The sequence below is a fragment of the Pseudomonas sp. B111 genome (assembly GCF_026428275.1).
Lineage (GTDB): Bacteria > Pseudomonadota > Gammaproteobacteria > Pseudomonadales > Pseudomonadaceae > Pseudomonas > Pseudomonas aeruginosa.
The window spans coordinates 6,539,426-6,563,862 of the sequence record NZ_CP097857.1; the positions used below are offsets into that span (position 1 = coordinate 6,539,426).

The window sequence follows — 24,437 nt, forward strand, 5'->3', positions numbered from 1 at the left end:
TAGTTACCCGCCGCCAGGGTTCGGGTGTTACTTACAGGTCGGGAGAGTCGCCTTTCAACTGCTCGATCGCCTCGCGGCATTCCTGCGAGGTAGTGCGCTGCAGCTCGGCCTGGGCGGTGTCCCCGGCCTGCTCGCTGTAGGGCTGGTTATGTTCGGCAATCTCTGCAGTACGCTGCAGCTCGGCAATGGCCTGTTTCATGGTGCCTCCTACGGCAACAGCTCTTTGAAGTGCTTGTTGGCGGCCTCGCCACCGGCGAAGGCCAGGTTCATGTCCTTCAGCATCTCGGCACGCTCCGTGCGCCGGTGGCGCTTTTCAGCCTCGAACAGCAGCAGGATCTGCCGCTCGGTGTAGCGGCCTATTCGCTCGACGTCGCCGTAGCCGGCGCGGATGAGGCAGGCGTAGACGTCTGCCCAGCGCGCTGCTTTTCCGCCTCGGCCGCCCGGTAACGCTCGGCCAGAATCCGGCTTAGGGCGCGCCGATAGAAAAAAGGGCCGTTGGCCGTCCACCAGCGCATCAGCAGCAAGTCGCCTTCGTCCTGGTTCTTCAGCGTGCGCAGCTCTTCGACTTCGATGTCGGCCGAGGTGGCCACCGCCTGCAGGACGTCGCCCAGGTGCGCAACGACCAGCTCCATGATCTGTTCCAGGGGCGGCACCGATTCGGCCTTGATCAGCTCGTACAGCCCCTCCAGGAACGGCTTGAGCTGCTGGCGAACCTGCAGGCCCTCGACGAAGCCGTACTCGCGCACGACGACAATGCGCCCGTTCAGCTTCGCCTCCAGGTTGGGGTGAAGTTTCTGCAGGTCATCCGCGCCCTCGGCCGCTGGGGCCTCGGGCGCGGTAATGATGCCTTGCTTCTTCTTGCGCTGAGCCATGGTCAGGAAGCCATTTCAACGAAGCGGCCAAACTGACCCAGGTCGCCCGAGGCAGGCTTACTGGAATCCAGGAGCGTGGTGAAGGTAACCGGCGAGCCGGCCAACTGGTTGCCACTGGTTATCAGCGAGAGTTGCTGCAGCAGGCCGGCGCTGGTCTTGTACAGCTCGACCAGGACCGGCGCGCCGTTCTCGGCCAGGTTCTTGCCCTTGAATTTCAGGGCGTAGTTCTTGTCGGTGCCGGCCAGGAACGCGGCCTGCTTGGTTGCGCCATGGCTGTATGCGGCCAGCAGTGGAAAAGTCGGCGCGGGGCTGGTCGGCAGGGTGAGGATCTCGACATCACCAAAAATGTCGTAGTCGTAGTGAGTACCACGCACCAGCGTCGCCGGGGTCGGCGTGAGGCTGTCGGTGATCACCAGGTCGGTCACGTTCATGTAGTCGAGCGTGATCAGTTCACCATCCTCCACTGGGTTGGGCAGTTGCTCACCGGTCACGGTGCCGGCGATCTGCGCGCTCATGCGGGAGCGGGTGAAGCGGCCGACGTTGTCGGTGTCGAGCTGGTGCATGGTGGCGTTCCAGGTCATCCCAGCCTCTTTGCCAAAGTCACGCACCATTGCGTTAACGCCGCTGAACGACTCACGGTGTTGAACGCGGGTTTCGTTGCCCTGACCGGTCAGCTCAGACACATCACCCAACCATACCCAGTCGCCCAGGACACCGCCTGCGCCGATCTCAGCAATCCACAGCTTGCCTTGGCCGAAGTAGTAAGACTCAGACATTGTGCACCTCGTTATTCGGCAGCCGGAGCGGCGGCGTCGGTAGTTTCAGGGGTTGCGATCACACCCACGCGGATCAGAAAGTCGCGCTCGGGGGCGGTCACGTTGATGGTCGCGCCTTTGGGGTGATCCTCGCCGGCATGCTTGTGCGGCTTGGCCAGTTTCACCTTGTGCAGCTCGGGCTTGGCGGCCGGTTTGGCTGCGGTTTCGGGTTGCTTGCTCACGGGTTGCCCCCTAGTACGTGGGTGGTGGTGTAAATATCGATCCAAAGCACCCGGTCGCTATCGCTGTCGAGCACCTGGCCCTTGAGCCAGATGCAATCCTTCCAGCCGGCTGGGGCCCAGCCGATAAGTGCCTCTCGGGACTTACCGACATAAGTCATCACTTCATCCTTAGCCGCGTCCGCATGCACGTCGCGGTAATTCCTGGCGCAGATCACCACGCCGAACACGGCAGCAGCTGCTGCCTTGCGCCGAGGCTGGCCGCCATCGGCTGCCGGGTTGGTCTCTGCAGCCAGTACCACCCAGCAATCGCCGGTGCGGAAGTCCTGCAGGCCCTTGAGCGTGTGATACGCGGCGGCGCCGTTGACCTCGCCGAAGTCCTGCACCTGTTCGCGCAGGCGGTTCTCGACAAGGGTGGTATCCAGAGGCGCGAAGTTCATCAAAACACCCGCCTGCTTGTGCGATCGAACACGCTCGGCGCGGACTCGAAACGCACGTCGAGCTGGTTCGGGTTGCTGGTGATTGGATCTTCGGCGCCCAGGCTGAACTTGCCCTCGGCGACCAGACCCAGGAACTTCAGCGCATCCTTGTAGTTGCGCACGATCGGATCGTTGTCCTCTTTACCGCCGCGATCCTTGTGCAGCAGGTAGCGGGCGATGTCGCGCGTCCAGCCGGTGACCAGCTTCGGTACCGGGCTGAGCGGCAGCGGGTAGCTGCGCTTGGCCAGGTAGCCGTCGATCAGGCTTTCAGCCTCGGTGACGGCGTCCTGGATGCGCTGCAGGGCATCATCCGCAACGGCGACCAGGTCAGCCGCCCAGGCGCTGCGGTCAGCGCCGCGCAGGGTGGCCTCCATCAGATCGGTGGCCACCGCGCGCACGCCTTCCTTGGTGGCCACCTGGGCCAGTTCGCGTGCGCCTGGGCGTTCGGCCAGGTCGTCGAGGGTGATGTAGTTCATGGGTCAGTACACGCGCTCGCCGACACGGCCAGAGAAGATGCCGCGCTCAACCTTGAGGTTGGGCTCGGTCTCCAGCTGCTCGATCTGCTCGGCCGTCAGGGCGTCCAGGGCGATGCCGAAGCCCTCGCGGGTGAAGCGAAAACCGCAGCGGCGGAAGCCCTGCTCGGGAATCGCTGTCACCCACAGGCCCTCGATGTCGCCGTCGTCGTCCAGGCCATCAACAGCATCAGTGGCATTGCCACCTGCAGGCGATGCTGCTGCCTGCGCCTCCGCACCTGGTTGATTCACCACGGCATCGCCCACAGACGCCTGGGGCGCGGCAGATGCCGGTTGGCTGGTTGCGGCCGCCGTATCAGACGCGGCCGGGGCGGTATCGGTCGGGGCGTCCTGCCCCATGGAACCGTTCTCCAGAACGGATGCTTCATTCGCAGGTTGTTCGGTGCTGGCCGGCTCGGTCACCTGAGCCGGTGCAGCGTTCTCGGTAGATGCCACCGGCTGGTTGTCCAGCTGTTCGGCGGCTGCAGGGGCAGCCGCAGGGGCTGCCTTTTCTGCGCTCTTGGTGGGCGCCTTCGCAGGCGCCTTGGTAGTGGACGCTTTACCAGCCATGGATCACCTCCATCAGGCCAGCCACGGGGTGACGAGCACGTCGACCACGTCGCGGTTGATGTTGGTGGCGCCGGCCGCGTTGCGCTCGGCCTTGACCACTTCCAGGGCGGTAGCACGCATGCTTGGCGGCACCACCAGCAGCTTCGGACGGATACCCAGCGGGCGTGCGTTGTCGCCCTTGAGTTCCTGCATGGCGGCATAGGCCGCGTTGAAGCTGTCGGCATCCAACGCTTCCTTGGAGGCGTAGGCCAGCTGCCACAGGCCATAACCGACGTTCAGGCGTGCATCCACGCCCCATACGAACTCCTTGCGGTCGAACACGTTGGAGTCGGTCTCGCCGGTCTTGGAAACGAACTGATAGTTCTTGCGCTTCTGCAGGATGATCGGCCGCATCATGCGAGTGACGTCCAGCAGGAACCACGCCGTACCGCTACCACCCTGGAAGTTGCTCACCGACGTTTCCTGGCCGTTGGCGCCGATCACCGGGTGGTCGGTGTCGAAGAAGAACTGGCCGTCGTAGCACTTGCCGGTGAAACCGTTTTTCAGATGGGCATAAACCAGCTCGGCCGGGTGCTCCTTGGCGTCCTGGCCCAGTTGCGCCATCAGGGTGTTGTAGGTGCCGTACTGATCGTCCTCGATCGCCTCGCGGGGCACGCCCACGGTGTTCTCGAACGTCTTGTTCTTGATGCTGTAGTCATGCAGCGCCAGGTTCTGAATCACGCGGTCGCCCAGCCACTCACGGAAACGGGTGGTAGCGCCCAGCCAGCCGTAGGTTTCGATGGCGGTGCCGGACTGCACTTCCATCACGATCTGGTCATAGTCGATCACTGCGCCCTGAAATGCGCCTTGGAACGACGCCTTGTAGCCGGTGTGCAGGATGGCGAGGTTTTGCTTGTTGATGATCATCTGAGTCTTGCTCCTTAGATCTCGACCCAGACGCCATCGCTATCCACATCGCGGATAACGCCGGCAACCGAGCGGGTGTTGGTGGCGGAGGTCTTGGCGACCGTCTGGTCGTCGACGATGTAGGCGTTGGCGCCGATATCGGCACGGGTGATCTCGTCGGCCGAGGCGCTGTTGACGAACGGGAACACGCCACGGCGGGTTTCCACGCGCAGATCACCGGCACTGCCGGCCGAGTTGTCGACGTACTCCTGCGCCACGCCCCGAGCCTTCAGGGTGGTGGCGGTGCTGCCCGGCACGGCGTAGCCCGAGGCGTTGATGCACACCAGGGCGCCGGCAAAAATCTTGGTGCTGGCGGCTACCGGGTCGGAGTACTGCACGCCATCACGGCGCTTGGTGTTGCGGTCTTTGGCTAGCGCGGTCATGGCTTATTGCTCCTCTGCCTTGGCGGCCTTGAATTGCTCGGTGGTCAGGCCCATGGCCGAGCAAACAGCCAGCTCGTCCTGGGTCAGGCCAGTTTTCTCGTCCGCCACCGGCTGTTTGCCTCCGGTCTGGCTACCGGCGATGGCCGCGATGGGTTGCGCCTTGTCCAGGTAGGCAGTCAGCGCTGCGCGGTTGTTCTTGCCGAGGTCGCGCGCCCATTCCTCCATGGTCTTGTGCAAGCGACCATCCTCCAGGGCGCCCTGGATCTGGCTGTCGAGATCCTTCTCGTCGCGCTCACCCAGGCGGGCGGTCAGGGCGGCCATCTCGGCTTTCAGCCCGTCGACGACCGAGAGCGGCACGAACTGCGCCGGGTCGACACTGGTAGCGGCCTTGGCCTTGAGGCCGGTGCAGGCTGCCAGGACGGCCTTGCCATCAGAGGCCTCGCCTTCACCCAGCAGCTTGCGCAGGTCGTTGTTGAATGCAGTGAGCGCGGCGATGGCCTGCTCTTCGGTGGTTTTATCGGCCTGCAGGCCGAGCGCGGCACAGACCGCCAGCAGCAGTGGGTTCACGGGGTTTTCCTCTGGGGAGTCATCGAAACAGCCGAACGACGCGGCGGCGCGCAGGCTGAGTTCCTGCATGCCGTCGATTGCCGGGGCATTGGTGAGCGCGCCCATCTGCACGTCCAGGACGTCGCCGGTGGTCGGGTGGTAAAGGAACACGGGGGAGAAATACTGGTACTCGCCCTCGGCGATGTACTGCGCGGCGCGGGCGGTCAGTTGCACCTGGGCAAACAGGCCTTCGCCCTCACGCCACTCCAGGGCCTGGTACCAACCTGCAGCTGGAGCGGGCTGACCGTTCTCTTCCTTGAGCAGGGTCTGGTGTTCGTAGTCGACGACGCGCTTGTTCTTGCGGGCGTGGAAGCGCTCGATGACCTTGGTGGCCACCGCCTGGTTGATATGCCAGGACGGCACCTTGATCTCGCGGCCATCAGCCGGCAGGAAGTGGCCAGCCGGGGTCACCTGAACCCAGATGGTGTTGTCGGCAGCCGGCGCCCCCAGTACGAAACTGCAAGCGGCGAGTGCAACGGCGAGAGGGAGGCGTTTTGTCTTCATGCCGGCAGCTTGGCGCGGCAGGCCGGGCAAGTAATTTTGACGGGGCAAAAATCTCGCTGGCTGGCGAGGGCATTACGGCAGGAAATAAAGCCCGGCGTGAGGCCGGGCTAGGGAGGGTCAGCGCACGCGCAGGGTGTGGTCGGCGGGGTAGTCCAGCAGGGCCAGGGTGTTGTGTAGGGCTTGGTCGGCCAGTTCCTGCACCTTGTAGGCCTGCTGCTCCAGGTCGCCGGCCAGCACGTCCACCAGTTGGCACAGGTCGCTGCGCGACACATGGTCGAGCATGGCCGGGGTTTCGTCACCTTCGGCATCCACCGGCAGCGGCACGGCCAGCAGTTGTTTCAGGGCGCTCAGGGCGCCCATGCGTTCGGCCAGGCGGCGTGCGGCAAAAGCGTTAATCGCGGCCACTTGGTCGGGGCGCAGCTCATGCAGGCTCATTGCTCACCATCCTTGCTGCTCAGCGGCAGCAGGGCGACGGCGGCGGCCTGTTGCAGGTGCCGGCCAATGCGGTCGAGCTGGTCGGCCAGCGGCTGGTTGTGCGCCGAGTTGCAGAAGCGCTGGGCCAACCGCTGTTGCTGCTCGATCAGCCGCGCCTGCTCGTTCTGCAGGTGCTTAACCGCCACAGCGGCGAGCAGCTCGGGGCTGCACTGTGGTTCGCCAGCCGCCGGGGAAAACTGATACTTGGCATGCAGCAGCAGGTTGATGGCGGCAGCGGATAGCCCCACCTCAGCGGCAATGGCGCGCTGCCGCCAGCCGGCGACGAACAGCTCCAGCACCTGGCGTTCCATGGCACGGGTGATCAGCACCCTGCCGGACGGGCCACGCGCCGGTGCGGCGGGTTCCGGACGGGAGGCCAGCACCTGCTTGGCCCACACGCGGAACTCCTTGGCGCGGGCGGTGTTGGCGAAGAAGCCGAGCAGGATGCAACCGCTGGAGGAGAAAATGCGGCCCTCCTGGTGGCCACTAGCTGTCGCCAAAACGGCGACACCTGTGTCTTGCTCGGTGAACTCGTCGCTATGAGCGTTATAGAGCTTGTTTACGCCCTTACGAGCGTTGTCTGGCGCGTAGCCAAGGGCCAGGCCGATCTGCTCGGCAGTGAGCCAGCGCTGGCCGTTACGGTCGATAACATCGAGGCGGGTATCGCGGAAGGTGAGCGCGGTCATGATGACCTCCGTTTGGTTTAAGTGTCTTGCCTGACGGATTAGTAGCCCATCAGGTGGTCGGGATTCAACTAGGGTCCAAACGGGAACCCTGGCGCTTCTTCCCCCGAAGGGTGTTGTATCCGCGCTCTCATCCCGACCGTAAAAATGCAAACGCCAGCCCGAGGGCTGGCGGCAGGCTGCGAGGTCAGCGCAGTGACTGCCGTTTGGTTTAAGTACTTTTACCCTAGCCCAGCGTTACCACCTTGGCAACAGTTTTACCATTTTCCGGCATTTTCCCGGTTTTCCCAGGCTTTAGCCCAAAACTCACTCCAGGCCTGATGCAGAGCCGTGTTTATAAACGCCCAAACAGCCCCGGAAAGGGCCAGAGGCAGCCCGACGCGTACAACGGCAGCCCCCAAACGCCTCTAGGGGCCTTCCTGGCGCGTTTTCAGCCTCCGCCCCAAACGCCTGGCATCAGGTACTTCATCGCGATGTTGATCAACTCATAGGTGTCGTCGTCGCTGACACCCAACCAGGGGCGTGCAGGTATCTGGATGGTGTAGGCACCGATGGTGACCGACTGGGAAAAGTTGCTACGACTCTTGCTGACGAACTGGCTGCCCACTTCACCAGTCCGGCCATCCTGGCGGAAGTAGGCCTGCTGGCTGCGGGCGGCGATATCGATGCTGCCACCGAAGTGATGGATCGCCCCGTAGACCATGTTGGTGCCCACCAGCAAGTCGCCGCCTGACACCTGGAATCTAAGCCCGTTGCTCAGAGGGCCGTCACGCACCAGGATCTTGTCTTTGTTCTTCTTCTTGCGCTTTAGGTACGCCGGCGACAGCGCCTGCCAGGGCGTGCCATCCGGCGAGGACTGACTGGCGAAGCGGCTGGGTAATGCCTGGAAGGCCAGGTATTCACCCATGTTACGCAGCATTTCAGCAGGGTTTGTGGTTGCGGCTGCAGCCTCATTGATGATGGCCAATGCCCCAACCGCATCGAACTCAAGCGTAACGCCGGCCATGGTCAGTCCTCGCGCCGGTACAGGCGCACGCCCTGGCGCAGCAGCTCGGCCAGCCCTTCGCGGTCTGCCTCGATATCCCAGCTCCAGGCGTTGCCGGCCAGCTCGATGACCACCAGCTGCGTCAGCTGCTGGCCCAGGTTGAAGCGGCCGAGGTAGCGGCGCAGCACCTGGGATTTGCGCAGCGGTTCGGAGTACTCCAGGCGCGTCCAGATTTCGTCTGGCTGTAACAGCGTTTCCGCCAGCAGCGGCAGCAGCTCGCCCTGGCTCTGCACGGCCGGGGCGCCGCTGGGCTGCTGGAACATGCTCGGGCCAACAGCGATGCGCTCGCCCAGGACGTCGGTGAGCAGCTCGGCGGCATCGAGCTGGGCGCCGAAGGCATCGAGCGCGCGGCGGGCATATTCGGCATCGCTCATGCCTGCAGGCGGCAGGGTCTCGGGGTCGATCACACGCGGTACCGGCAGCGCATCCGGCGCACGGCGGTTGGGCAGGCCAGGCGCGGCAGACGGGATCAGCTCCTCACCCGGGCGCGGTACCGGCACCTGGCTTTCCAGCCGCGACTGGCCGGGAATGTGCTCGAAGCCAGGGTCGATGCCCACAGGCACCTCGACGGTGCGCGGGCCTTGCGGGCTGCGCTGGCCGATGGTGCGCTGCTCGAAGACGATCGGCGGCGCCGTGTCCGGCCCGGTCTTGCCCATGCGCACCAGGTCGTCATCGCTCAGCGCCCGCACGCTGCATTGGCAGCCCCAGGCGTTGATCGGGAAGTGGTACTGCCACCACGGGTCATCCCAGCGCAGCACCATGCCGTTCCAGGCTTCGTGCTCCTCTCGCGGGTACTCGACCGCGTCGCTGTGCAGGTACTGCCAGTAAGGGCGCTCCTCGCGCACGGCCAGCAGCTGCTCATAGCGGCCAGCCATGTAGCTGCTGCGCATGTTGGTTTCGTAGATCACCCGCGAGCGCCAGTTGCGGCCGCCGTTGTAGCTCCAGCCGTACTTGGCCACGATGCGGTCGAAGTCCTGGCGGAACGCCTCCAGGGTTGTGCCGCCCTCGATCGCTCGCTGCACCGCCTGGTGAAAGTCCGCCACCAGGTCGTTGCGGTTGGCACCGGCCACCACGAACGCATAGTCGTTCTCGCGGCCGTATACGTCCGTCCAGCCGTTTGTAGGCAGGTTCAGCTTGCGGCGCAGGAACTCGTTCTGCTCGCGGAACGGCAGCGACGTGGCGCTAACGGCCATTGGCAGCCTCCTGGACGATGTCCAGGCGCCCCTGCAGGGCGGCAGCGGCCAGCGCCTGCGCCATGGCCTCGGCGTACTGCTCCAGGGTCATGTCCGGCAGCAGCTCGGCCAGGCCGTCGCGGATCTGCTCCAGGCTCTCGGCCTGTTCCACCAGCTGGCGAATGCGCATGATCCACTGGCCGGTGATGGGCTGCAGGTCATCGTCCAGGCGCTGGGCTGCGGTGGTGGCAGGCTTTTGTGCGGTAGCTGCCGCACGCACGGCTGGCGGTTCGGGGGGGGTCTGCGCCGATGCTTCGGCCTGCAGCTGCAGCACGTCCTCTTGCTCGGATGGCTCGGGGATGCCCACTTTCTCCTGGGCCCACTGGCGCGGAATCCTGAAGCCCAGCTTGACCAGCTGCGGCAGCGAATCGGCGTAGGACTTGAGATCCTCGGGTTCGTCGGTGGGGAACACTAGGCGCGGGCAGCGCTTCCAGCTGTCGGCCAGGCCGTTGAGCACGGCGATCGGATACACCAGGTCACGGCTGATGGTGGCGGCCAGCTGCTTGGCGTCTGAGTCGCGCAGGTCGAGGCGCACCTCGTTGTGCACGTTGCCCAGGGCGTTGGTGTTGGTGCCCTCGCCAGTCCCGCTGGTGAGCGTCCCGCCCAGGATCACCTTGCTCTGAGTGCGCTCACACCAGTCGATCATGAGCTTGAACGCGGCCGGGTCACCCTGCGCGGCGTTGAGGAACTCCATCTCCATACCGATGGGGATGATGCCTGCTGCGCTGTGCCCGAGCTGTGCCAACGCGCGCAGCAGGGTCAGCTTCTCCTTCTCGGTGGCGCCACCTGGGTATTTACCCACGCGCATGGGGATGCCGTAGATCTCCAGGAACTCGGCCAGGTCGCCGACGCTGTAGTTCTTGAACAGGTACGGCCACACCAGCACACGCATCAGTGCGCTGCGCTCCAGGTAGCCGCTCTTGGCCTTGTGGATGTGGGTGATCCAGCCAAACGGCTGCAGCGGCTCGCCGCCCATCGAGCCGCGCAGGCGGATCTCCTGACGGCGTTCGCCACGGGTGAGCTGGAACCAGGTCTGCGGCCGGTGATCGATCGCCTTGGGCAGCCAGTCACCGTCTACCCGGTGCCAGCCGTCGAACTCCAGGCAGGCAAAGCCCTTGCCAATGGCGTCGGTCACGTCGAACAGCATCGCCTCGAAGTCATCCAGCCCGGCCAGCAGGCTCTCCAGAGCGGCGGCGGCTTCTTTCTCCTTGGCAGTAGGGTTGTCGGGCGGGACGATCTGCCATTCAAGCTGGGACACCGCGCGGCGGCGTTTGCCCATTTCGGCGAACACGTGGCCGTCCTTCTCCTCGATATCCTCGAACAGCTCGTACTGAGCAATCACGTCGCCCTGTTCCGCCTGGTCGAGGATGCCTGCCAACCGGCTGGGCGTCAGGCCGCGCGAGGGGTGATTGCCTACCTCATGATGCAGGCTGGTGAGGTGGGCGGTCTGCGGCTCGCGGATCTCGGCCAGTTGGATCGGCTGGCCATCGGGGCCCAGGATGCGGGATGTGGTCACCATGCTGAAGGTTCCGGGAGAGTGAGGTCAGTGTCGTTGTCGTCGACGTTGTCGAAGCCACGGCTGTGGCGTGGCAGTGCGGTGAACTCGATGGCGCCGCCTTCCATAAAGCTGGCCCGCACCGCCATGGCCAGCGATACGGCGCTGTCGCCGTGGCGCTTGGCCTTGCTGTCCTGCGCCTGCAGATCCTTGGTGCGGCCCTTCTCGATAACCGGCACGCCCTTGTCCACCTTGATCGACAACAGATCGTCGAGGCGGGTCTGGTGGCGGGCGATCTGCAGGTTGAAGGCCTCCAGCTCGCCCTTTAACTTGGGCATCCACAGCGCATACCAGGCCAGGCTGAGTTGCACCTGGTCGACCAGGCCGGCGCCATAGCGCAGAGCTGCCTGCTCGGCCAGATACCCGCCGTTGCCGGTGGCGTCGAACGCCAAGCCGCTCAGACGCGGCAGGCGATCGCAGATGTAGAACATGATCTGGCGCTGCGCCTCGTAGGTGAGGTTGCGCAGCTCAACCTCGAAGGGCACGCGCTTGCGCAGCAGCGGATCGATCTGCAGTGGCGTGAACACAGTCAGGTCGCCACGGCGGGCGAAGTCTTCACCGAAGGTATGGCGGTTGCGCGCGTTCAGGCGCGCTAGCTCGGGCGCAAGGTTCTCCTCGCACCATGCGCGGATCTCAGCCTCGCGCATCTCAGGCGTCCACTGTTCGAAGCCCTCGGGCGCCTCATAGCGGTAGATTCGGATGGAGTGGTCATTGACCATGGCCTGCTCGATCAGTACCCGGCTCAGGTAGGTACCGCCCGATTTCTTCGGTACGCAGCCGTACTCCTCCTCGGCCGACTCGACGTTGGGGGCGTTCTTGTACAGCTTGTCGCGCCATTGCTTCTCGGCTTCGGGCGACCATTCCTGGTTGGTGACGTAGCAGATACGCTTGTACAGCCCCTGGGCCAGGGCATCGTCCAGGGTGATGCGGTGGATGCTGTAATCCTTCCGCCCCTCGCGGGCGTCCTGGATGTAGCTGTTGAAGGCGTTGTCCACACCGTTGTGGGTGCTGATCAGCCGCACCTTGTTGCCCCACATGGTCAGCGCCAGGGCGGCCTTGAGCAGCTCTTCCAGAGACTCGTGGAACGCCGCTTCGTCGATCACCACATCACCCTGCAGGCCGCGCAAGTTGCTTGGGCGCGAGCTGAGCGCCTGGATTTTGAAGCCGCTCTTCGGGAAGCGGATCATGTACGCCAGGATCTCCTCGCGGCGCCCGTCATCCCAGAAGGTCTGCTCGTAGACGTCGGCCTGGGCCATCTCGTTGAAGGCACGGGCGAACAACGCGCAGGCGGCGATGTACTCCAGCGCCATCTCCTGCTTGCTGCCCACGTAGAAGGTATTGCAGCCGCCACGGCGGCGGGGCTTGGCGGCGTTGATGACGTTGCGCCCGGCCTCGGCCCAGGTCAGGCCGGTACGGCGCGACTTCTCGGCGATCATGATCTGGCTGGTGTCGTCGAACCAGCGCTGCTGGTACGGCAGGAAAACGCCTTCTTTCTCTGGTACCGCATCGGCCATGTCCTGGGGCACGACAACGCCATGCAGCTCCAGCTCGGCGGCGAGATCGATCTTGCGGGGCTTGGTCAGCGCTTTCAGCGCCTTGGCTTCTGGCTCACTCACTGGGCTCTTCCTTCGATTCGATGGCGGTGCAGCGGTAAACGGTTTTGCCGACGAAAAAGGCGCCGAGGCGCTCGCACTCTGTAGCTACGGTGAGATGGGCATGGCGCCAGCCCAGCAGCCAGCCGATCCAGAGCAAACCGATAATCGCCAGCAGTTTCATCAGGCTTTACCCATCAGTACGCGGCGAATACGGTCTTCAAACTCTTCGCTCATGCCGTCGGTACCACGCATTTCCTCCAGGCGCTGTTCCTGCTCTTTGAGCTGCTGGGCGCGGGCCTCCTTGGCCACCTCGGCGCGCTCTTTCCTGCTCAGGGCTCGGGACTCCTGGGCGTACTTCGCCGCGCGGGTCAGGTCGAGCACGTCGCCGATATCGATCTCTTCCTTCTCCAGGGCGGAGTGCGAAGCACGGGTGGCCAGGGTCGTGACGGCCTGGGCCAGCAGCGCGCCGGACTTGTCGTCGAAGTTCTCGCCCAGCTCGGCGACCAGCGCGTCACTCGCCACCTGGATCTCGCGGTGGTGGCGCATGATTTCGGCGAAACCCTTCTTGTACCGATGGAGCGCAGTGCGGCTCGGCACCTCTTCGCCGGGGAACTGCTCCTCGAGCACGTCCCGCATCTGGTCGAGCGTCAGCCGGTTGTCCCGCAGCATGCGGTGGATGAGGTCGCGAACCTCATCGCGCGCCTTGTCGACGCTGCTCTTGCGCGCCATGGTCAGGGCCCCGGCTTCTTGACGCCCGGTACCGAGGCGCGGCCAGCGGCCACGTCGGCGCCGCGCTCGGTCAGGGTGACGACCAGGACGGAGCCGATATCTTCCACCTTCACCAGGCCCTGTTCGCCCAGCCAGGTCAGTTCGCCCTTGACCTGGTCCCGGCTCGGGTGATGCCCGAACTCGCCCAGCAGGCTGGTGATCACCGACGAGTTGGCGCGGTACTGCGGCAGCTCAGAGAGGATGCGCAGCATCACCAGGCGCTGATCCTGGCGCAGGTAATCGGCGAAATTTTGGTTGTTCATCGCAGCCTCACTTGCTGTGTAGGAGGTAGTCGTTCAGACGGTCCACTGAGCGATTCAGCGGGTCCAGGGAGCGGTTGATGCCCGAGATATCGGACTTGATGCCCTTCATGTCGCCACCCAGCTCGGCCAGCTTCTCGGCAAGCTCGGTGAGCTGCTCGCTGGTCGGCAGGTGCTTCATCTGCTGCTCAAGCACCAGCAGGCGGTTATCCTGGCCTGCCAGGCGCTTGGCCAGCGCCTCGGCCTCGACCTTCGAGCTGGCCCGGCGCGCCGCCATCAGAGAAAACAGGCCCACCAGGACGGTGAACAGAAACTGGCCGAGGCGCAGCAGGTAGTCGAAGTCCATCAGGGCTTGTCCTTGTCGTGTAGGTCGATCAGCGCGTTCAGCTGCGCAAGGTTGGCGAGCGCCCAAGCGCCGTAGTCACGCGCATGGGCCAGGATGTCAGCCGCGGTAACGCCGCTTTCCAGTAGTTCGGCGTCAGAGCTGGGGGCGGGCCAGGCCGTTTCTTGAGAGCCGGCGTAGGTTCGGCAGCCGGGTGGAGCTGGGGCGGTGGCTCCAAGCGCTGCGTTGAAGTCGCGCAGCCAGCCACAAGTGACAACGAAGCGAGGAGCAGCCACAGGGGCAGCGCCGCGCGCCGGGGTGTATTGAGTCGAGACACGGTTGATGCGCTCCTGTGTGAATTGCTGCTTGAGCCGGCCGATCTCGTCCTGGGCATCCAGGAACACCAGCTCGGCCTGGTTGGCGCGCTCCACCTGCTGGCGGTAGAGCACCAGGTTCTGTTCGGCGGCGTCGGCGCGTAGTTTCTGGTGCTCTTCGCGCAGGTCAGCCAGGGCCTTGTCGCCCTTGGCCTGGGCGGTGCTGTGCCCCAGGTCGTACTGGCTTTCGCCGTAGGCCCACATCAGGTACATCAGCGCCACGAAGATCGGCACGTACCAGTAGTCAGCGACCCAGCCGATGACGTTTTTCATCACCGCCCCTTACGCTTGAGCCGGCGCCGCAGCCAGCGCGGCATGGGCGGTCGTTTGTCCACGCGCTCGGGCGGCCAGAGCTGGGCCGGGCGAACGCGGGGCGGTGGCGATGCGAACAGCTCGGCGGCAGCCAACCAGTTCCGGGAGCAGGCGGCAGGCGAACTGGTGGTCAACGTGGCGAGCAGAAACAGCGTTGGGATCTTCATGGCGGCTATACCTGTCGGCGCACACGCCAGGCCCCCAGCCGGCAGCCGCATACATGGGCTCCCAGCGCAGCAGGATGGCGCGCGGGTAATGGCGGTTCTCGCGGAAGTTGGCGATCGAGCGGCCAGCGTTGTGCCGCTCGACGGAATCGAACCAGGCCAGCGGATCGGCGCCCTTTGCCGATGCCAGCCTGCGGTCACGATTCACCCAGCCATTGCCGCCGTTGTATCCGGCCAGCACGAAGGCCCAGCGGTCACACTCGCTCACGGCCTGGTTTCGTTCGTAGAGCCAGCGGTCGAACGCCACCATCGCCCGCAGTGCCCAGCCTGGGTTGTACGGCTGCGCCGGGCCCAGGCCGCGCGGGTAGATCTCGGCCATCCAGTCAGCAGTAGCCGGCATGAACTGCGCCAGGCCCTCTGCGCCGACCGGTGAGCGGGCATTCACCCGCCAGGCGCTTTCCTGATGCACCTGAGCTGCGAACGTCGCCACAGGCGCCCCCAGGCCCCACTCAGCATGGGCGGCGCGCACAAGGGTGCGGCGGTGCTGCTCAGCAGCGGTCGGGATGCTGGCGGCTTCGACTGAAGGCACCAGAAACACACTCAAAATCAGAACCACCAGAAGCAGCACCTGAACCGTTACCAGCCCTGGCGAGATCAGATAGGCCGAGTACAGATCAGATGCTCGATCAGCAATCCAACGCTTGAGGCGCCCCATGATCAGAGCCCCAGCGTCATGCCGAGCACACACGCCAGCACGATCAGTGCACGGCGCAGCCAGGCGCCCACGATATGGATGCCACCGATGCACTGGTGGGGACGAGACTGGACCAGGAACAGCGCGCGGTCGATGTAGTAGCCCAACACGGCGCCGATGGTGATGAGGCTGGCCTTGTACAGCACCACCTGCAGCTGCTCAGGCCGCACATACCAGATGGCCAACAGCAGCAGGATGGAGATAACAGCGAAAACGGTCATGCGCGGCAGGAAGCGGCGCTTGGGCTTGTTCTGGCAGGTGGCCATGGGTTGCGCTCCGAGGTTGGCCAATCCCTGGCCGTTGCTGTGCTCATACCGGCAGTCCGACCGGGGGAGAGATCACAGCTTCGCCTCGCGCGCGCGCGGAGTAATTTGGACGCGGCAAAAATACATTGCCCAGGCAGGGGCGCAGGATCGGCAGCCAAACCAGCAGAGGGCAACCGATATGCAGACGACCGACGCCGACCGCCTGGCGATACTTCGCCAGATCATCGACTACAGCATTGAGAACGGTGAAAGCCTGGCGACCTTCAGGTCACGGGCCGAATCGATATTGCGCGAGTTCGATCAACCGCGCAGGGGCCTGCTGGAGCAGGCCCTTGAGTTGCAGCGCGCCGCGCCTGCCAGACGTGCCGCCGTCGAGGCAGAGGCGCAGCGCAGGCTCAGTCAGGCTTCTTCCCAGGAATCACCCGAGGCGTCCAGCGAGGTGGCGGGGGCGGCTGCTGCCCCTTCACAACCTCAAGCATGCGCGAAAGGGGGAGTTGTGTGCCAACCCGCAAATCATCCCTGGCCAGCGCGGCTTCAAGCCTGGCTTGCAGGCCTGCGCGATCAAGCGCGCCGGTATGTAAAAGGCTCATAGCCAGGTACTCCTGGGCCTGCATCACCCCTTCGAACATGGTGAACAGCAGGTCCAGGTCACCTTCGCCGTAGTCGCTCATGTGCCCTCATGGCTCTCGGTGGTATTTGGCTTTGTACTTGTCACGCAGCATGGTGCAGGTCCCAGCGACAATTGGGTTGCCTGGAAACTTCTTCATATCCTGCAGACATAGCTCATAGGCCATTTGATCCTGGCGCTGCTCCTTGGTAGTAACCGTGCTGTACCAAACAAACCCAGCCAGCAGAATCAGGATCGTCCACAACCACGCATAACTCTTTGGTTCTCTGGGCGCCTTAGCGCCACAACCAGGGCAAACCTTAGCCTGGTCGGATATTTCCTTCTTGCATTCGTGGCATTCAATTAGCGCCATTGGTAACCCTCCTAGTTAAAAGACCTTCCCAAGCAACGCCCCGACCACAAACACTGCGGTGAAGTGCCAGGGGTGGCGAACAGCGAGCATACGAAAACCCGCGACGGACAACGGCGCCACCAGCGGCGCCGGGGGCTGGTATTCATCAACGTAGCGCAGCGCCTGGCTGAGCTGCTTGATGCTGAGGCCAGCCAGCGACTGCTCGCCGAACTCGCGCAGGCAGTAGCGCGACAGCTGCTTGGCCATGCTGCGCTCAAGGGCGGCCTGCTCCAGCTCCTTGATCAGCAACCCGGCGCGGACCTTCTCCAGGTGCCGGTCCCGCACGGCCTGCAGAGCGGCCATCGCGTCCTGGAACTGGTCCTTCTTTACCTCGCCGACAGTCTTGACGCCTGTGCTCTCATGCACGCTGCGCCAGAGCATCCGCGGGTCAAGGCTCAACTCTTCGGCGAGCCTGGCCACTTCCTCGTTCAACCGCGTCCGCTGCGCCTGGGCCAAGGGCTCACGCTCCGGTGTAGCCAGATTGATCTCGACGTAGTCCCTTCCAGCTACTCGGTTCTGATCGCCATCCAACTCGATCCCGCTCACGTACTACTCCTTCTCGTGATAGTCCCTGCCCGCGACACGGTGGCCGCTTCCTAAAACCTTGATGCCATCACTTTGTGGCTTGGGTCTGACCGACTTGCCGCCAGTGAGCAAGTCCGCCAATAGCGCCTTGCGCGCGCTCGTTGTCAGGCCGCGATAGGCCTCCAGCAACAGCTGCTCATCAGGCTTCAGCGCCTCTTGCATCGCATAGGCGGCCACCTCGGCAATGCTGGCCGGCTGCCCTGGGTGATCTCGCTCATAGCGCATACGAGCGGTCTCGCCGCGCAACACGTACTCAACATCTATGGGCAGATCCGGGCGGCGGTGCGCCAGCGCGCGCAGCTTCTCCTCGGGGAAGGAGTCGCGCTTCTTCCTGTCCGAGAACGCCGCCTTGCTCATATCCAGCAGTGCGGCCACGTCTTGGTCGCCCGTGACGCCCAGCATGGACTTGAGCCGCATCAGCTGCTGATCGAATTGCTTCATTCTCACCTTGACTCAGTCAAGATATCTTGACTATATTCGTACCACATCAAAAAACTTCAAACAGCCGCCGAGGAGCCACCGCCATGGCAACCCAGCAAAAACCCAAGACCGCAGAGCAGGTTAAGGCTCAGTTCAAGGCCAAGGGTCTGACCGTCACCCAATGGGCGAAAGACCACGGTTTCCCGCCCACCGCCGTTTCCCAAGTGCTCAACGGCTTTTCCAAGGGCAACTACGGCCAGTCGCATGACATCGCCGTCGCCCTGGGCATCAAGGTCGGCGAGCCGGTAGCCGCCTAACCCGTCCTCTCACCCCAACCACAACAGCAGCGAGGGTCACTGCCATGACCGACAAGCCGCAAGTTGCGCTCGAAGAGATCGAGCTTATTCCCCACCCCATGGACGCCTGGCGCGCTGCGCTCAACGCGCTGATCGCCTGCGCACCTGGTGATGGCCCGGCCATCGCCGCTCACCTGGCCGAAGCCCGCCAGCAGGCCCTGGTGTTCGTCGATCGCACCCCGGCCAGCGCCGGTACTGCAAAGCTGATCGATCGCCTGATGCTGATCGGTGCAGGTCGGCTTGTAGGGCAGCAGTTGAATGCCAGAGCTCGGGGCGCCGCAGCACATCCATCTCTGACCGATACCGAGGCACAAGAAATCAGCGAACGACTGATGGATGGCCTTGGCCGGCGCAAGCGCCTGGCGCAGGCGATGGGCACGTCTACCCAATCTGTCTATCGCCATGTGCTTTCCCTGGCTGACGCTCTGGGTGTCAGCGAAGACGAAGCACTCAAGCATCTGGAGACTCGGCATCTGCATGGTGCTGATCAATGAGCAGCTCCGCCCACGCATCCAACTCCTTCAGCAGCAAACGCCCTGCGCGGGGATCTGCCGCGATGGACGTAGGGCTGGCACGCCGCTCGCGGCACTCATCGGCCAGCGCCTGCGGGTCAATGATGCCATGCCGCATACAAGCGACCAGTAAGTGGTTGATCACACAACCCTGCGCCTCTACCTGGGCACGTAACTGCTCTACGTCGTCCATCGCTTATCCCGCCCTGCGTCTGTTGATGAATGTACCTGATTCCATTGTGCCAATGGCAACGCTTTTGCCCAGCAGCAAAAACGTAATTTGTTTGGCGCCATGCCATGGCGCGTCTCTGGAGGCCTTCCAATGAAGAAGTGCAATTGGAAGAACGCCCAGCCCAGCAGCATCCGCCAAGCCATGGAGTGGTCGCTGGAGTTCGCCAAGGAGCGGCACAACCTCAGTGTCGAGCGTATTGCTGAGCGCATGGGCCAGGCCAACCACTGGGCCCTCTACAAGTGGCTAACAGAAGGGCGCATGCCTGCGGTGCTGATCCCGGCCTTCGAGCATGCCTGCGGTATCGCCCTGATCTCGCGCTGGCTGGCATCCACCAGCGGCAAGCTGCTGATCGATATCCCGTCCGGCCGTACCTGCACCGCGCAGGACGTAAACGAGCTGCAGGCCGTACTCAACGCCACCACGGGCGCCCTGATCGCCTTCTACCAGGGCCAGGTCGATGCCGACGCCGCCCAGGCCGCGCTGCAGGCCGGCCTCACCAGCCTGGCCTGGCACCGCACAAACGTGCAGCAGCACGCAAACCCGCAACTGGATCTAGGAGAGCAGGCATGAACGCCGTAGAGCTGACTCAGGTGATGGACATGCACGAAGCTCTGGAGCCGTTCGCCGGCTTCACCGACTGGTGGTGTGGCTCGCGCCAGAAGCTGTTTGCACAGCGCGCCATGGCGCTGGGCAAGCCCCTGCGCGACCTCACCGTTGGCGAGCTGCAGGCCATCGCAGCCGAGGTGAGCGCCGAGATGAAACCGTTCTACACCTCCACCGGAGCCCAAGCATGACCACCCCACGCACCTCCGATAGCGGCGCGCGAATCCTGCGCGTGCTCAAGGCCCTCAAGGGCTACAGCCTCACCGGCATCAGCAACGGCGAGCTGGCCAAGGGGCTCGGCGAGAGCCCGGCCAACATCAACCGCGCCATCAACACCCTGATCGCCGAAGGCCTGGCCGTGAAGCTCGACAACGGCCGCTTCGCCCCGTCCATCGCGCTGCTGCAGATCGCCCAGGCCCACGCCAACGAGATGGGCGCCGCGCAGCACCGCATCAACGAAATCAACCAACGCGTGCTGGCCGGTGCCAGCCGCTAACAACAAGGAGCACGCCATGAACTACACCAAACTGGCCCAACACCTGCTGCGCGGTGGCGACCGCCACAGCAGCGTGTATGTCGAAGGCCTCTGTGCCGCGCTCAAGCTGCGCATTGAGGGTGAGCCCACCACCGTCAACTACCCGCAGGGCAGCCTGGAGTTCGATGCCTATTACTACGGCTGCCGCCGTGGCGCCGACGAGTTCCGCAATACCCTGATCGAAGCCAACGGCAACCGTGTCGAGGCCATCGAGCGTCTGCGTGCGCTGGCTGGCTATGCGGCAAAGAGGGCTGCCTGATGGAGCGTGATGACCTGAACCGCGCCTTCGCCGAGCTGGCGACCTCTCTCAATTACCGACTGCTGAGCCTGGCCATGGCAGGAGACGGGATACGCACTTTGACCAGCATCGGCCATCGTCCCGACGCCGTGTCTGCTGCAGGCGGCAACGAGTTGAAAGCGCAACTGTTGATCGGCCTGGTCAACCGCCTTGAAGAGCTTGTCCGTAGCGGTCTTTCCCTCAAGGAAAGCCTCGACGCGCTGCGTCATGAGGGCTGGATGAAGCGTTTCGACAACTTGGATATGCAGGAGTAGCAACATGGCCCGTACTGCCAACAAGCCAACCGGGATCACCCCGGATGCAGACCTTCCCGAACAAGCCTTGTCGGAGCTGCAGAACACATCGAGCAAGCTGGAGCAGGCTTTCACCGAAGAAATGCGCCATGTCACTCAGCTGATCGGCGAACGCATCGGCCGCCGCTCCATGGCGCAAATGATCACAAAACTGCTAACCGTTAGCGATGTTCTCGACCTGCAGCACATCAAGGAATCCAGGCAATACAAGGGTTTCATCCATGTTGACGCATCGGGAAACCGCCAACCGGTTAGCACTTGGGATGAATACTGCGAACTGGTTGAGGGCAAATCCCGTCAGGCAATTGACCTCGAAATCAACAACCTCAACCAGCTCGGCGAAGAGCTGTTTGACAGTATGCGCAAGGTCGGAATCGGCCCCGGCAAGATGCGGGAGATCCGCAAACTGCCCGACGACGCCAAGTCCGCCCTGATCGAAGCCTCCAAGCAGGGCAACCTCGAAGCCGTGCAGTACCTGGCCGAAGAGCTGATCCACACCCACACCAAGGAAAAGGACGAGCTGCAGAAGAAGCTCACAGACACCCAGGCCGACTACGACGCCCTAGGCGAGGTGCTCAGCAAGAAGAGCGCCGAGCTGGATCGCACCAAGCAGGATCTGGAGAAGGCCAAGCGCCGCATCGAGACCATGTCGGCCGACGACGCCGCCAAGGAGCTGCGCCAGGAGGTAGTCGGCATCGCCTTCGAGGCCGAGGCCGACATCAGCGGCAAGCTGCGCGCCGCCTTCGCCAGCCTGGAGCAGCACGGCAGCGAGACCGGCAGCGACCACCGCAACTTCCAGGCCCAGCTGATCGCCCACCTGCAGCGCCTGCTCGGCGAGCTGAAGGCCGAGTTCCAGTTGCCCGAGGTGGGCGAAGAGGAGGACTTCTCCTGGATGCACCAGGAAGGCGTCCAAACCATCACGGATGCCGAGGCTTAACCCATGAGCGCCGTCATTACCCAACGCCTGGTCGACCTGGACCGCTCGCTGCAACGCGCAGCGCGCGGCCAGCGTACCGCCCTGTGCCGGGCTGCGGCGCAGGAGCTGGGCCTGAGCCTGGCAACCCTATACCGCAAACTGGAGGAAGTGACCGTGGCCGCTGCTCCCCGTAAACGCCGCGCCGATGCCGGCCAGAGCGCGCTCACCCGTGAGGAGGCGCTGACCATCAGCGCCACCTTGATCGAGTCCGCCCGCCGCAACGAAAAGCGCCTCTATTCCCTGGGTGATGCCGTCGAGGCGCTGCGCGCCAGCGGCATGATCCGCGCCGAAGCCATCGACAAGGTCAGTGGCGAGATCCGCCCGATGTCGCTCAGCGCCATCAGCCGCGCTTTGTACGCCTACAAGTTACACCCGGACCAGCTGCTGGCCCCGGCGCCGGTGACCGAGCTGCAGAGCCTGCACCCCAACCACATCTGGCAGGTGGACGCCTCGCTGTGCGTTCTCTACTACCTCAAGCCCACTGCCGAGAAGAACGCCAACGGCCTGCGCGTGATGGAGGCGGACCAGTTCTACAAGAACAAGCCCAAGAACCTCGCTCGCATCGCCGCCGACCGCGTCTGGTCGTATGAAATCACCGACCACGCCAGCGGCTGGATCTACCTCCAGTACGTGATGGGCGCCGAGAGCGGCGAGAACCTCAACAGCGTGCTGATCAACGCCATGCAGGAGCGCGGCGGCGCCGACGTCATGCATGGCCGGCCCTTCGGCTTGATGATGGACCCAGGCTCAGCCAACACCGCTGGCATGACCAAGAACCTCTGCCGCAGCCTGGGCATTCAGATGATCGTCCACGCACCTGGTGCTGCTCGCGTCACCGGCCAGGTGGAGAACGCGCGGAACCTGATCGAGCGCAAGTTCGAGGCTGGCCTGCGCTTCCAGCCGGTGGCTGACCTGGACGAGCTGAACGCCCTGGCAGCCAAGTGGCGTATGCACTTCAACGCCACCGCCAAGCACAGCCGCCACGGCAAGTCGCGCACCGACGTGTGGCTGACCATTCGCCAGGAACAGCTGATCAAAGTGCCCAGCGTCGAAGTCTGCCGCCAGCTGGCCGTGGCCGAACCCGAGAGCCGCAAAGTCAACACCAAGATGCGCGTCAGCTTCCAGGGCCGCGAGTTCGATGTATCAGTGGTGCCGGATGTCATGGTCGGCGACAAGATCATGGTCACCCGCAACCCCTGGAACGATCAGGCCGCCCAGGTGGTGACCGTCGATGCCCACGGCCACGAGGTGTACTACGTCGTGCCGGTGGTCGCCCGCAACGAGCTGGGCTTCGACGTCACCGCCCCGGTGATCGGCGAAGCCTTCAAGCGCATGGCCGACACCCCGGCCCAGGTGGCACGCAAGGAGGCCGCCAAGCTGGCCATGGGTGCCGAGACCGAGGAAGACGTGGCAGCGGCCCGCAAGGCCAAGGCCATCCCCTTCGGTGGCCAGCTGCAGCCCTACAAGCACATCGACGATGCACAGTTGCCGACCTTCATGCCGCGCCGTGGCACCGAGCACGAACTGGCAGCGCCTACCGTCGTCACGCCGCCGCTCAGCATCTTCGCCGCCGCCAAGCGCCTGCAGGCGCGCTTCACCGACTGGAGCCCGGAGCACTACGCCTGGCTTAGCCAGCACCACCCGGCCGGCATCCAGGAAGAAGCCCTCGACAGCGTCGAGGCCAGCCTGCGCGCCGCCTTCACCCGCCGACCAACCCTTTCCGTCGTAGGAGGTGCGTGATGCTCAAGCTCAAAGCACTGCTGCGCTACCACAACCTGGGCCAGGCCGACCTGGCCCGCGAGTTGGGCCTGAGCCGCCCGACCATTTCCCAGCTGATCAACCACAGCATGTGGCCCAAGACCATCCCGCAGGAGGACTTGAAGGCGCGCATCGTCGCCTGGCTGGAGAGTTTCAACGTCACCGGCATGCAGCTGGTGGGCATTTTCGAAGAGGAGGAGAACCAGGAGCAGAACACCAAGGTGGCCGCTGGGCGCTGCAACGCCCAACGGCCTGAGCACCGCAATCCCAAGAAGCCAATCGAGGAGCCCGACACAATGCTACTACGCGCAACCAAACTGACACAGCAGGCACGCCAGCACTTCGGCATGTTCGGCGACCCGTTCGCAGACCCGCGCACCAGCGCTGATCTGTTCGTCTCGCCGGATATCCGCTACGTGCGCGAAAGCCTCTACCAGGTCACGCGCTACGGCGTATTCCTGGCGATCCTGGGCGAGTCCGGCTCGGGTAAGTCCACCATCCGCAAGGATCTGCACGAACGCCTGCGCACTGAAGACAAGCCGGTGATCGTCATCGAGCCCTACGTCATCGGCATGGAGGATGACGACTTCAAGGGCAAGACCCTCAAGGCCATGCACATCTGCGAGGCCATCCTGGCCACCGTAAGCCCTGGCAGCAAGATGCCGCGCGGCCTGGATGCCCGGTACCGCGCCGTGCACAACGTGCTGCGCGAGTCGCACCGCATGGGCAACCGCCACGTCCTGGTGATCGAGGAGGCCCACGCCATCCCGGTACCGACCCTCAAGCACCTCAAGCGCTTCTTCGAGCTGGAGGACGGCTTCGAGAAGCTGCTCAGCATCGTGCTGATCGGCCAGAGCGAGCTGGCCAACAAGCTCAGCGAGAAGCGCGCCGACGTGCGCGAGGTGGTGCAGCGCTGCGAGGTGGTGAAGCTCAACCCGCTCGACCAGCACCTGGGCGACTACCTCAAGCACCGCTTCAAGCTGGTCAACAAACCGCTGGAAGAGGTGATGGACGAACCGGCCATCGAAGCCCTGCGCAGCAAGCTCACCGGTACCGGCTCCAAGGAGAACGGCTCGGTGCTGTACCCGCTGGCCGTGCACAACATGCTGGCCGCTGCCTTCAACCAGGCCGCCCTTGTCGGCGCCACCCGCCTGTCGGCGGACATCATTGCGGAGGTGTGA

At 64.2% G+C, this 24,437-nt stretch carries 37 protein-coding genes and 1 pseudogene; 10 read left to right on the forward strand and 28 right to left on the reverse strand.

All coding sequences use genetic code 11. The features are described 5' to 3' along the window. Positions 1-31: 31 nt before the first annotated feature. The 27 genes and pseudogenes from M6E97_RS30320 to M6E97_RS30450 form a co-directional block, all read right to left on the reverse strand. The gene (locus tag M6E97_RS30320) at positions 32-199 is read right to left on the reverse strand and encodes a hypothetical protein (RefSeq protein WP_267262453.1); all 168 of its coding nucleotides are present in this window, start codon (positions 197-199) and stop codon (positions 32-34) included. 157 nt (positions 200-356) lie between these two features. Beyond that, positions 357-872 (reverse strand): DUF6631 family protein, encoded by a 516-nt coding sequence (locus M6E97_RS30325; protein ID WP_267262454.1) that lies wholly within the window; start codon positions 870-872, stop codon positions 357-359. A 2-nt stretch (positions 873-874) separates the two neighbouring features. Continuing rightward, the gene (locus tag M6E97_RS30330; protein WP_196474630.1) at positions 875-1,648 is read right to left on the reverse strand and encodes a hypothetical protein; all 774 of its coding nucleotides are present in this window, start codon (positions 1,646-1,648) and stop codon (positions 875-877) included. Between the two features lie 11 nt (positions 1,649-1,659). Continuing rightward, positions 1,660-1,869, reverse strand: a complete 210-nt coding sequence (locus M6E97_RS30335; RefSeq protein ID WP_252636149.1) for a DUF7210 family protein — start codon at positions 1,867-1,869, stop codon at positions 1,660-1,662. Then, positions 1,866-2,306 carry a hypothetical protein gene (locus M6E97_RS30340; RefSeq protein WP_267262455.1) on the reverse strand — a complete coding sequence of 147 codons (441 nt, stop codon included), beginning with the start codon at positions 2,304-2,306 and terminating at the stop codon, positions 1,866-1,868. The genes M6E97_RS30335 and M6E97_RS30340 overlap by 4 nt, the downstream gene beginning before the upstream one ends. Then, on the reverse strand, positions 2,306-2,821 hold the full coding sequence (locus M6E97_RS30345) for a gp436 family protein (RefSeq protein WP_267262456.1): 516 nt from the start codon (positions 2,819-2,821) through the stop codon (positions 2,306-2,308). The genes M6E97_RS30340 and M6E97_RS30345 overlap by 1 nt, the downstream gene beginning before the upstream one ends. Before the next feature lie 3 nt (positions 2,822-2,824). Then, complete coding sequence (locus M6E97_RS30350; RefSeq protein ID WP_267262457.1) at positions 2,825-3,427, reverse strand: HI1506-related protein; 603 nt, start codon at positions 3,425-3,427, stop codon at positions 2,825-2,827. Positions 3,428-3,439: 12 nt separating this feature from the next. Then, positions 3,440-4,333, reverse strand: a complete 894-nt coding sequence (locus M6E97_RS30355; protein ID WP_267262458.1) for a Mu-like prophage major head subunit gpT family protein — start codon at positions 4,331-4,333, stop codon at positions 3,440-3,442. A gap of 14 nt (positions 4,334-4,347) precedes the next feature. Further along, complete coding sequence (locus M6E97_RS30360; protein ID WP_267262459.1) at positions 4,348-4,755, reverse strand: hypothetical protein; 408 nt, start codon at positions 4,753-4,755, stop codon at positions 4,348-4,350. Positions 4,756-4,758: 3 nt separating this feature from the next. Continuing rightward, on the reverse strand, positions 4,759-5,865 hold the full coding sequence (locus M6E97_RS30365) for a phage protease (protein ID WP_267262460.1): 1,107 nt from the start codon (positions 5,863-5,865) through the stop codon (positions 4,759-4,761). A 117-nt stretch (positions 5,866-5,982) separates the two neighbouring features. Next, positions 5,983-6,300 (reverse strand): hypothetical protein, encoded by a 318-nt coding sequence (locus M6E97_RS30370; protein ID WP_267262461.1) that lies wholly within the window; start codon positions 6,298-6,300, stop codon positions 5,983-5,985. After that, positions 6,297-7,025 carry a Bro-N domain-containing protein gene (locus M6E97_RS30375; RefSeq protein ID WP_267262462.1) on the reverse strand — a complete coding sequence of 243 codons (729 nt, stop codon included), beginning with the start codon at positions 7,023-7,025 and terminating at the stop codon, positions 6,297-6,299. Before M6E97_RS30375 ends, M6E97_RS30370 begins: the two co-directional genes overlap by 4 nt. A gap of 427 nt (positions 7,026-7,452) precedes the next feature. Continuing rightward, positions 7,453-8,028 (reverse strand): phage virion morphogenesis protein, encoded by a 576-nt coding sequence (locus M6E97_RS30380; protein ID WP_267262463.1) that lies wholly within the window; start codon positions 8,026-8,028, stop codon positions 7,453-7,455. 2 nt (positions 8,029-8,030) lie between these two features. Continuing rightward, positions 8,031-9,260 (reverse strand): PBECR2 nuclease fold domain-containing protein, encoded by a 1,230-nt coding sequence (locus M6E97_RS30385; RefSeq protein ID WP_267262464.1) that lies wholly within the window; start codon positions 9,258-9,260, stop codon positions 8,031-8,033. Further along, positions 9,250-10,818: a DUF935 domain-containing protein gene (locus tag M6E97_RS30390; RefSeq protein ID WP_267262465.1), complete on the reverse strand. Its 1,569-nt coding sequence runs from the start codon at positions 10,816-10,818 to the stop codon at positions 9,250-9,252. Before M6E97_RS30390 ends, M6E97_RS30385 begins: the two co-directional genes overlap by 11 nt. Next, positions 10,812-12,470, reverse strand: a complete 1,659-nt coding sequence (locus M6E97_RS30395) for a hypothetical protein (RefSeq protein WP_267262466.1) — start codon at positions 12,468-12,470, stop codon at positions 10,812-10,814. The genes M6E97_RS30390 and M6E97_RS30395 overlap by 7 nt, the downstream gene beginning before the upstream one ends. Further along, entirely contained in the window at positions 12,463-12,630 is a 168-nt protein-coding gene (locus M6E97_RS30400) for a hypothetical protein (protein ID WP_267262467.1), read from the reverse strand. Before M6E97_RS30400 ends, M6E97_RS30395 begins: the two co-directional genes overlap by 8 nt. Further along, positions 12,630-13,178 carry a phage protein Gp27 family protein gene (locus M6E97_RS30405; protein ID WP_267262468.1) on the reverse strand — a complete coding sequence of 183 codons (549 nt, stop codon included), beginning with the start codon at positions 13,176-13,178 and terminating at the stop codon, positions 12,630-12,632. Before M6E97_RS30405 ends, M6E97_RS30400 begins: the two co-directional genes overlap by 1 nt. A 2-nt stretch (positions 13,179-13,180) precedes the next feature. Next, on the reverse strand, positions 13,181-13,480 hold the full coding sequence (locus M6E97_RS30410) for an ArsR family transcriptional regulator (protein WP_252636139.1): 300 nt from the start codon (positions 13,478-13,480) through the stop codon (positions 13,181-13,183). Positions 13,481-13,487: 7 nt separating this feature from the next. Continuing rightward, entirely contained in the window at positions 13,488-13,823 is a 336-nt protein-coding gene (locus M6E97_RS30415) for a DUF2730 family protein (protein ID WP_267262469.1), read from the reverse strand. Next, a complete protein-coding gene (locus M6E97_RS30420) occupies positions 13,823-14,446 on the reverse strand; it encodes a lysis protein (RefSeq protein ID WP_267262470.1) in 624 nt (207 codons plus the stop codon). Before M6E97_RS30420 ends, M6E97_RS30415 begins: the two co-directional genes overlap by 1 nt. Positions 14,447-14,659: 213 nt before the next feature. Further along, positions 14,660-15,277: pseudogene (locus M6E97_RS30425) on the reverse strand (transglycosylase SLT domain-containing protein); the annotation flags it as partial. Positions 15,278-15,366: 89 nt separating this feature from the next. After that, positions 15,367-15,669 carry a putative holin gene (locus M6E97_RS30430; protein WP_267262472.1) on the reverse strand — a complete coding sequence of 101 codons (303 nt, stop codon included), beginning with the start codon at positions 15,667-15,669 and terminating at the stop codon, positions 15,367-15,369. A 395-nt stretch (positions 15,670-16,064) separates the two neighbouring features. Further along, positions 16,065-16,340: a hypothetical protein gene (locus M6E97_RS30435; RefSeq protein WP_267262473.1), complete on the reverse strand. Its 276-nt coding sequence runs from the start codon at positions 16,338-16,340 to the stop codon at positions 16,065-16,067. 6 nt (positions 16,341-16,346) lie between these two features. Further along, the gene (locus M6E97_RS30440) at positions 16,347-16,649 is read right to left on the reverse strand and encodes a hypothetical protein (RefSeq protein WP_267262474.1); all 303 of its coding nucleotides are present in this window, start codon (positions 16,647-16,649) and stop codon (positions 16,347-16,349) included. Positions 16,650-16,664: 15 nt separating this feature from the next. Beyond that, complete coding sequence (locus tag M6E97_RS30445; protein WP_267262475.1) at positions 16,665-17,234, reverse strand: hypothetical protein; 570 nt, start codon at positions 17,232-17,234, stop codon at positions 16,665-16,667. A 3-nt stretch (positions 17,235-17,237) separates the two neighbouring features. After that, positions 17,238-17,714 carry a helix-turn-helix domain-containing protein gene (locus M6E97_RS30450; RefSeq protein WP_267262476.1) on the reverse strand — a complete coding sequence of 159 codons (477 nt, stop codon included), beginning with the start codon at positions 17,712-17,714 and terminating at the stop codon, positions 17,238-17,240. An 83-nt stretch (positions 17,715-17,797) separates the two neighbouring features. Here M6E97_RS30450 and M6E97_RS30455 point away from each other — a divergent pair, with 83 nt between their 5' ends. Together M6E97_RS30455 and M6E97_RS30460 are read left to right on the forward strand one after the other, a co-directional pair. Continuing rightward, positions 17,798-18,010 carry a DNA-binding protein gene (locus M6E97_RS30455; RefSeq protein ID WP_267262477.1) on the forward strand — a complete coding sequence of 71 codons (213 nt, stop codon included), beginning with the start codon at positions 17,798-17,800 and terminating at the stop codon, positions 18,008-18,010. 44 nt (positions 18,011-18,054) lie between these two features. Next, a complete protein-coding gene (locus M6E97_RS30460) occupies positions 18,055-18,543 on the forward strand; it encodes a hypothetical protein (protein WP_267262478.1) in 489 nt (162 codons plus the stop codon). On the opposite strand, the gene M6E97_RS30465 is transcribed toward M6E97_RS30460, so the two are convergent. Beyond that, positions 18,500-18,754 (reverse strand): hypothetical protein, encoded by a 255-nt coding sequence (locus M6E97_RS30465; protein ID WP_125878665.1) that lies wholly within the window; start codon positions 18,752-18,754, stop codon positions 18,500-18,502. The genes M6E97_RS30460 and M6E97_RS30465 overlap by 44 nt on opposite strands. Positions 18,755-18,883: 129 nt before the next feature. Here M6E97_RS30465 and M6E97_RS30470 point away from each other — a divergent pair, with 129 nt between their 5' ends. From M6E97_RS30470 to M6E97_RS30505, 8 genes are read left to right on the forward strand one after another with little or no spacing between them, the layout of a single operon-like run. After that, on the forward strand, positions 18,884-19,363 hold the full coding sequence (locus tag M6E97_RS30470; protein WP_267262479.1) for a hypothetical protein: 480 nt from the start codon (positions 18,884-18,886) through the stop codon (positions 19,361-19,363). After that, positions 19,360-19,587, forward strand: a complete 228-nt coding sequence (locus tag M6E97_RS30475; protein ID WP_267262480.1) for a hypothetical protein — start codon at positions 19,360-19,362, stop codon at positions 19,585-19,587. The genes M6E97_RS30470 and M6E97_RS30475 overlap by 4 nt, the downstream gene beginning before the upstream one ends. Further along, on the forward strand, positions 19,584-19,892 hold the full coding sequence (locus tag M6E97_RS30480) for a helix-turn-helix domain-containing protein (protein WP_024308355.1): 309 nt from the start codon (positions 19,584-19,586) through the stop codon (positions 19,890-19,892). The genes M6E97_RS30475 and M6E97_RS30480 overlap by 4 nt, the downstream gene beginning before the upstream one ends. 16 nt (positions 19,893-19,908) lie before the next feature. Further along, positions 19,909-20,190 carry a hypothetical protein gene (locus tag M6E97_RS30485; RefSeq protein WP_267262481.1) on the forward strand — a complete coding sequence of 94 codons (282 nt, stop codon included), beginning with the start codon at positions 19,909-19,911 and terminating at the stop codon, positions 20,188-20,190. After that, positions 20,190-20,483 (forward strand): hypothetical protein, encoded by a 294-nt coding sequence (locus tag M6E97_RS30490; RefSeq protein WP_267262482.1) that lies wholly within the window; start codon positions 20,190-20,192, stop codon positions 20,481-20,483. The genes M6E97_RS30485 and M6E97_RS30490 overlap by 1 nt, the downstream gene beginning before the upstream one ends. Before the next feature lie 4 nt (positions 20,484-20,487). Further along, complete coding sequence (locus M6E97_RS30495; RefSeq protein WP_267262483.1) at positions 20,488-21,459, forward strand: hypothetical protein; 972 nt, start codon at positions 20,488-20,490, stop codon at positions 21,457-21,459. A 3-nt stretch (positions 21,460-21,462) separates the two neighbouring features. Next, positions 21,463-23,238, forward strand: a complete 1,776-nt coding sequence (locus M6E97_RS30500; RefSeq protein ID WP_267262484.1) for an integrase — start codon at positions 21,463-21,465, stop codon at positions 23,236-23,238. Continuing rightward, the gene (locus M6E97_RS30505) at positions 23,238-24,437 is read left to right on the forward strand and encodes an AAA family ATPase (protein ID WP_024308351.1); all 1,200 of its coding nucleotides are present in this window, start codon (positions 23,238-23,240) and stop codon (positions 24,435-24,437) included. Before M6E97_RS30500 ends, M6E97_RS30505 begins: the two co-directional genes overlap by 1 nt.

Excerpts from the sequence above, each read along its gene's own strand:
- M6E97_RS30320 (WP_267262453.1), bottom strand. The coding sequence starts at position 199 with ATGAAACAGGCCATTGCCGAGCTGCAGCGTACTGCAGAGATTGCCGAA.
- M6E97_RS30325 (WP_267262454.1), bottom strand. The coding sequence starts at position 872 with ATGGCTCAGCGCAAGAAGAAGCAAGGCATCATTACCGCGCCCGAGGCC.
- M6E97_RS30330 (WP_196474630.1), bottom strand. The coding sequence starts at position 1,648 with ATGTCTGAGTCTTACTACTTCGGCCAAGGCAAGCTGTGGATTGCTGAG.
- M6E97_RS30340 (WP_267262455.1), bottom strand. The coding sequence starts at position 2,306 with ATGAACTTCGCGCCTCTGGATACCACCCTTGTCGAGAACCGCCTGCGC.
- M6E97_RS30345 (WP_267262456.1), bottom strand. The coding sequence starts at position 2,821 with ATGAACTACATCACCCTCGACGACCTGGCCGAACGCCCAGGCGCACGC.
- M6E97_RS30350 (WP_267262457.1), bottom strand. The coding sequence starts at position 3,427 with ATGGCTGGTAAAGCGTCCACTACCAAGGCGCCTGCGAAGGCGCCCACC.
- M6E97_RS30355 (WP_267262458.1), bottom strand. The coding sequence starts at position 4,333 with ATGATCATCAACAAGCAAAACCTCGCCATCCTGCACACCGGCTACAAG.
- M6E97_RS30360 (WP_267262459.1), bottom strand. The coding sequence starts at position 4,755 with ATGACCGCGCTAGCCAAAGACCGCAACACCAAGCGCCGTGATGGCGTG.
- M6E97_RS30365 (WP_267262460.1), bottom strand. The coding sequence starts at position 5,865 with ATGAAGACAAAACGCCTCCCTCTCGCCGTTGCACTCGCCGCTTGCAGT.
- M6E97_RS30370 (WP_267262461.1), bottom strand. The coding sequence starts at position 6,300 with ATGAGCCTGCATGAGCTGCGCCCCGACCAAGTGGCCGCGATTAACGCT.
- M6E97_RS30375 (WP_267262462.1), bottom strand. The coding sequence starts at position 7,025 with ATGACCGCGCTCACCTTCCGCGATACCCGCCTCGATGTTATCGACCGT.
- M6E97_RS30380 (WP_267262463.1), bottom strand. The coding sequence starts at position 8,028 with ATGGCCGGCGTTACGCTTGAGTTCGATGCGGTTGGGGCATTGGCCATC.
- M6E97_RS30385 (WP_267262464.1), bottom strand. The coding sequence starts at position 9,260 with ATGGCCGTTAGCGCCACGTCGCTGCCGTTCCGCGAGCAGAACGAGTTC.
- M6E97_RS30390 (WP_267262465.1), bottom strand. The coding sequence starts at position 10,818 with ATGGTGACCACATCCCGCATCCTGGGCCCCGATGGCCAGCCGATCCAA.
- M6E97_RS30400 (WP_267262467.1), bottom strand. The coding sequence starts at position 12,630 with ATGAAACTGCTGGCGATTATCGGTTTGCTCTGGATCGGCTGGCTGCTG.
- M6E97_RS30405 (WP_267262468.1), bottom strand. The coding sequence starts at position 13,178 with ATGGCGCGCAAGAGCAGCGTCGACAAGGCGCGCGATGAGGTTCGCGAC.
- M6E97_RS30410 (WP_252636139.1), bottom strand. The coding sequence starts at position 13,480 with ATGAACAACCAAAATTTCGCCGATTACCTGCGCCAGGATCAGCGCCTG.
- M6E97_RS30415 (WP_267262469.1), bottom strand. The coding sequence starts at position 13,823 with ATGGACTTCGACTACCTGCTGCGCCTCGGCCAGTTTCTGTTCACCGTC.
- M6E97_RS30420 (WP_267262470.1), bottom strand. The coding sequence starts at position 14,446 with ATGAAAAACGTCATCGGCTGGGTCGCTGACTACTGGTACGTGCCGATC.
- M6E97_RS30430 (WP_267262472.1), bottom strand. The coding sequence starts at position 15,669 with ATGGCCACCTGCCAGAACAAGCCCAAGCGCCGCTTCCTGCCGCGCATG.
- M6E97_RS30435 (WP_267262473.1), bottom strand. The coding sequence starts at position 16,340 with ATGAGCGACTACGGCGAAGGTGACCTGGACCTGCTGTTCACCATGTTC.
- M6E97_RS30440 (WP_267262474.1), bottom strand. The coding sequence starts at position 16,649 with ATGGCGCTAATTGAATGCCACGAATGCAAGAAGGAAATATCCGACCAG.
- M6E97_RS30450 (WP_267262476.1), bottom strand. The coding sequence starts at position 17,714 with ATGAAGCAATTCGATCAGCAGCTGATGCGGCTCAAGTCCATGCTGGGC.
- M6E97_RS30455 (WP_267262477.1), top strand. The coding sequence starts at position 17,798 with ATGGCAACCCAGCAAAAACCCAAGACCGCAGAGCAGGTTAAGGCTCAG.
- M6E97_RS30460 (WP_267262478.1), top strand. The coding sequence starts at position 18,055 with ATGACCGACAAGCCGCAAGTTGCGCTCGAAGAGATCGAGCTTATTCCC.
- M6E97_RS30465 (WP_125878665.1), bottom strand. The coding sequence starts at position 18,754 with ATGGACGACGTAGAGCAGTTACGTGCCCAGGTAGAGGCGCAGGGTTGT.
- M6E97_RS30470 (WP_267262479.1), top strand. The coding sequence starts at position 18,884 with ATGAAGAAGTGCAATTGGAAGAACGCCCAGCCCAGCAGCATCCGCCAA.
- M6E97_RS30475 (WP_267262480.1), top strand. The coding sequence starts at position 19,360 with ATGAACGCCGTAGAGCTGACTCAGGTGATGGACATGCACGAAGCTCTG.
- M6E97_RS30480 (WP_024308355.1), top strand. The coding sequence starts at position 19,584 with ATGACCACCCCACGCACCTCCGATAGCGGCGCGCGAATCCTGCGCGTG.
- M6E97_RS30485 (WP_267262481.1), top strand. The coding sequence starts at position 19,909 with ATGAACTACACCAAACTGGCCCAACACCTGCTGCGCGGTGGCGACCGC.
- M6E97_RS30490 (WP_267262482.1), top strand. The coding sequence starts at position 20,190 with ATGGAGCGTGATGACCTGAACCGCGCCTTCGCCGAGCTGGCGACCTCT.
- M6E97_RS30495 (WP_267262483.1), top strand. The coding sequence starts at position 20,488 with ATGGCCCGTACTGCCAACAAGCCAACCGGGATCACCCCGGATGCAGAC.
- M6E97_RS30500 (WP_267262484.1), top strand. The coding sequence starts at position 21,463 with ATGAGCGCCGTCATTACCCAACGCCTGGTCGACCTGGACCGCTCGCTG.
- M6E97_RS30505 (WP_024308351.1), top strand. The coding sequence starts at position 23,238 with ATGCTCAAGCTCAAAGCACTGCTGCGCTACCACAACCTGGGCCAGGCC.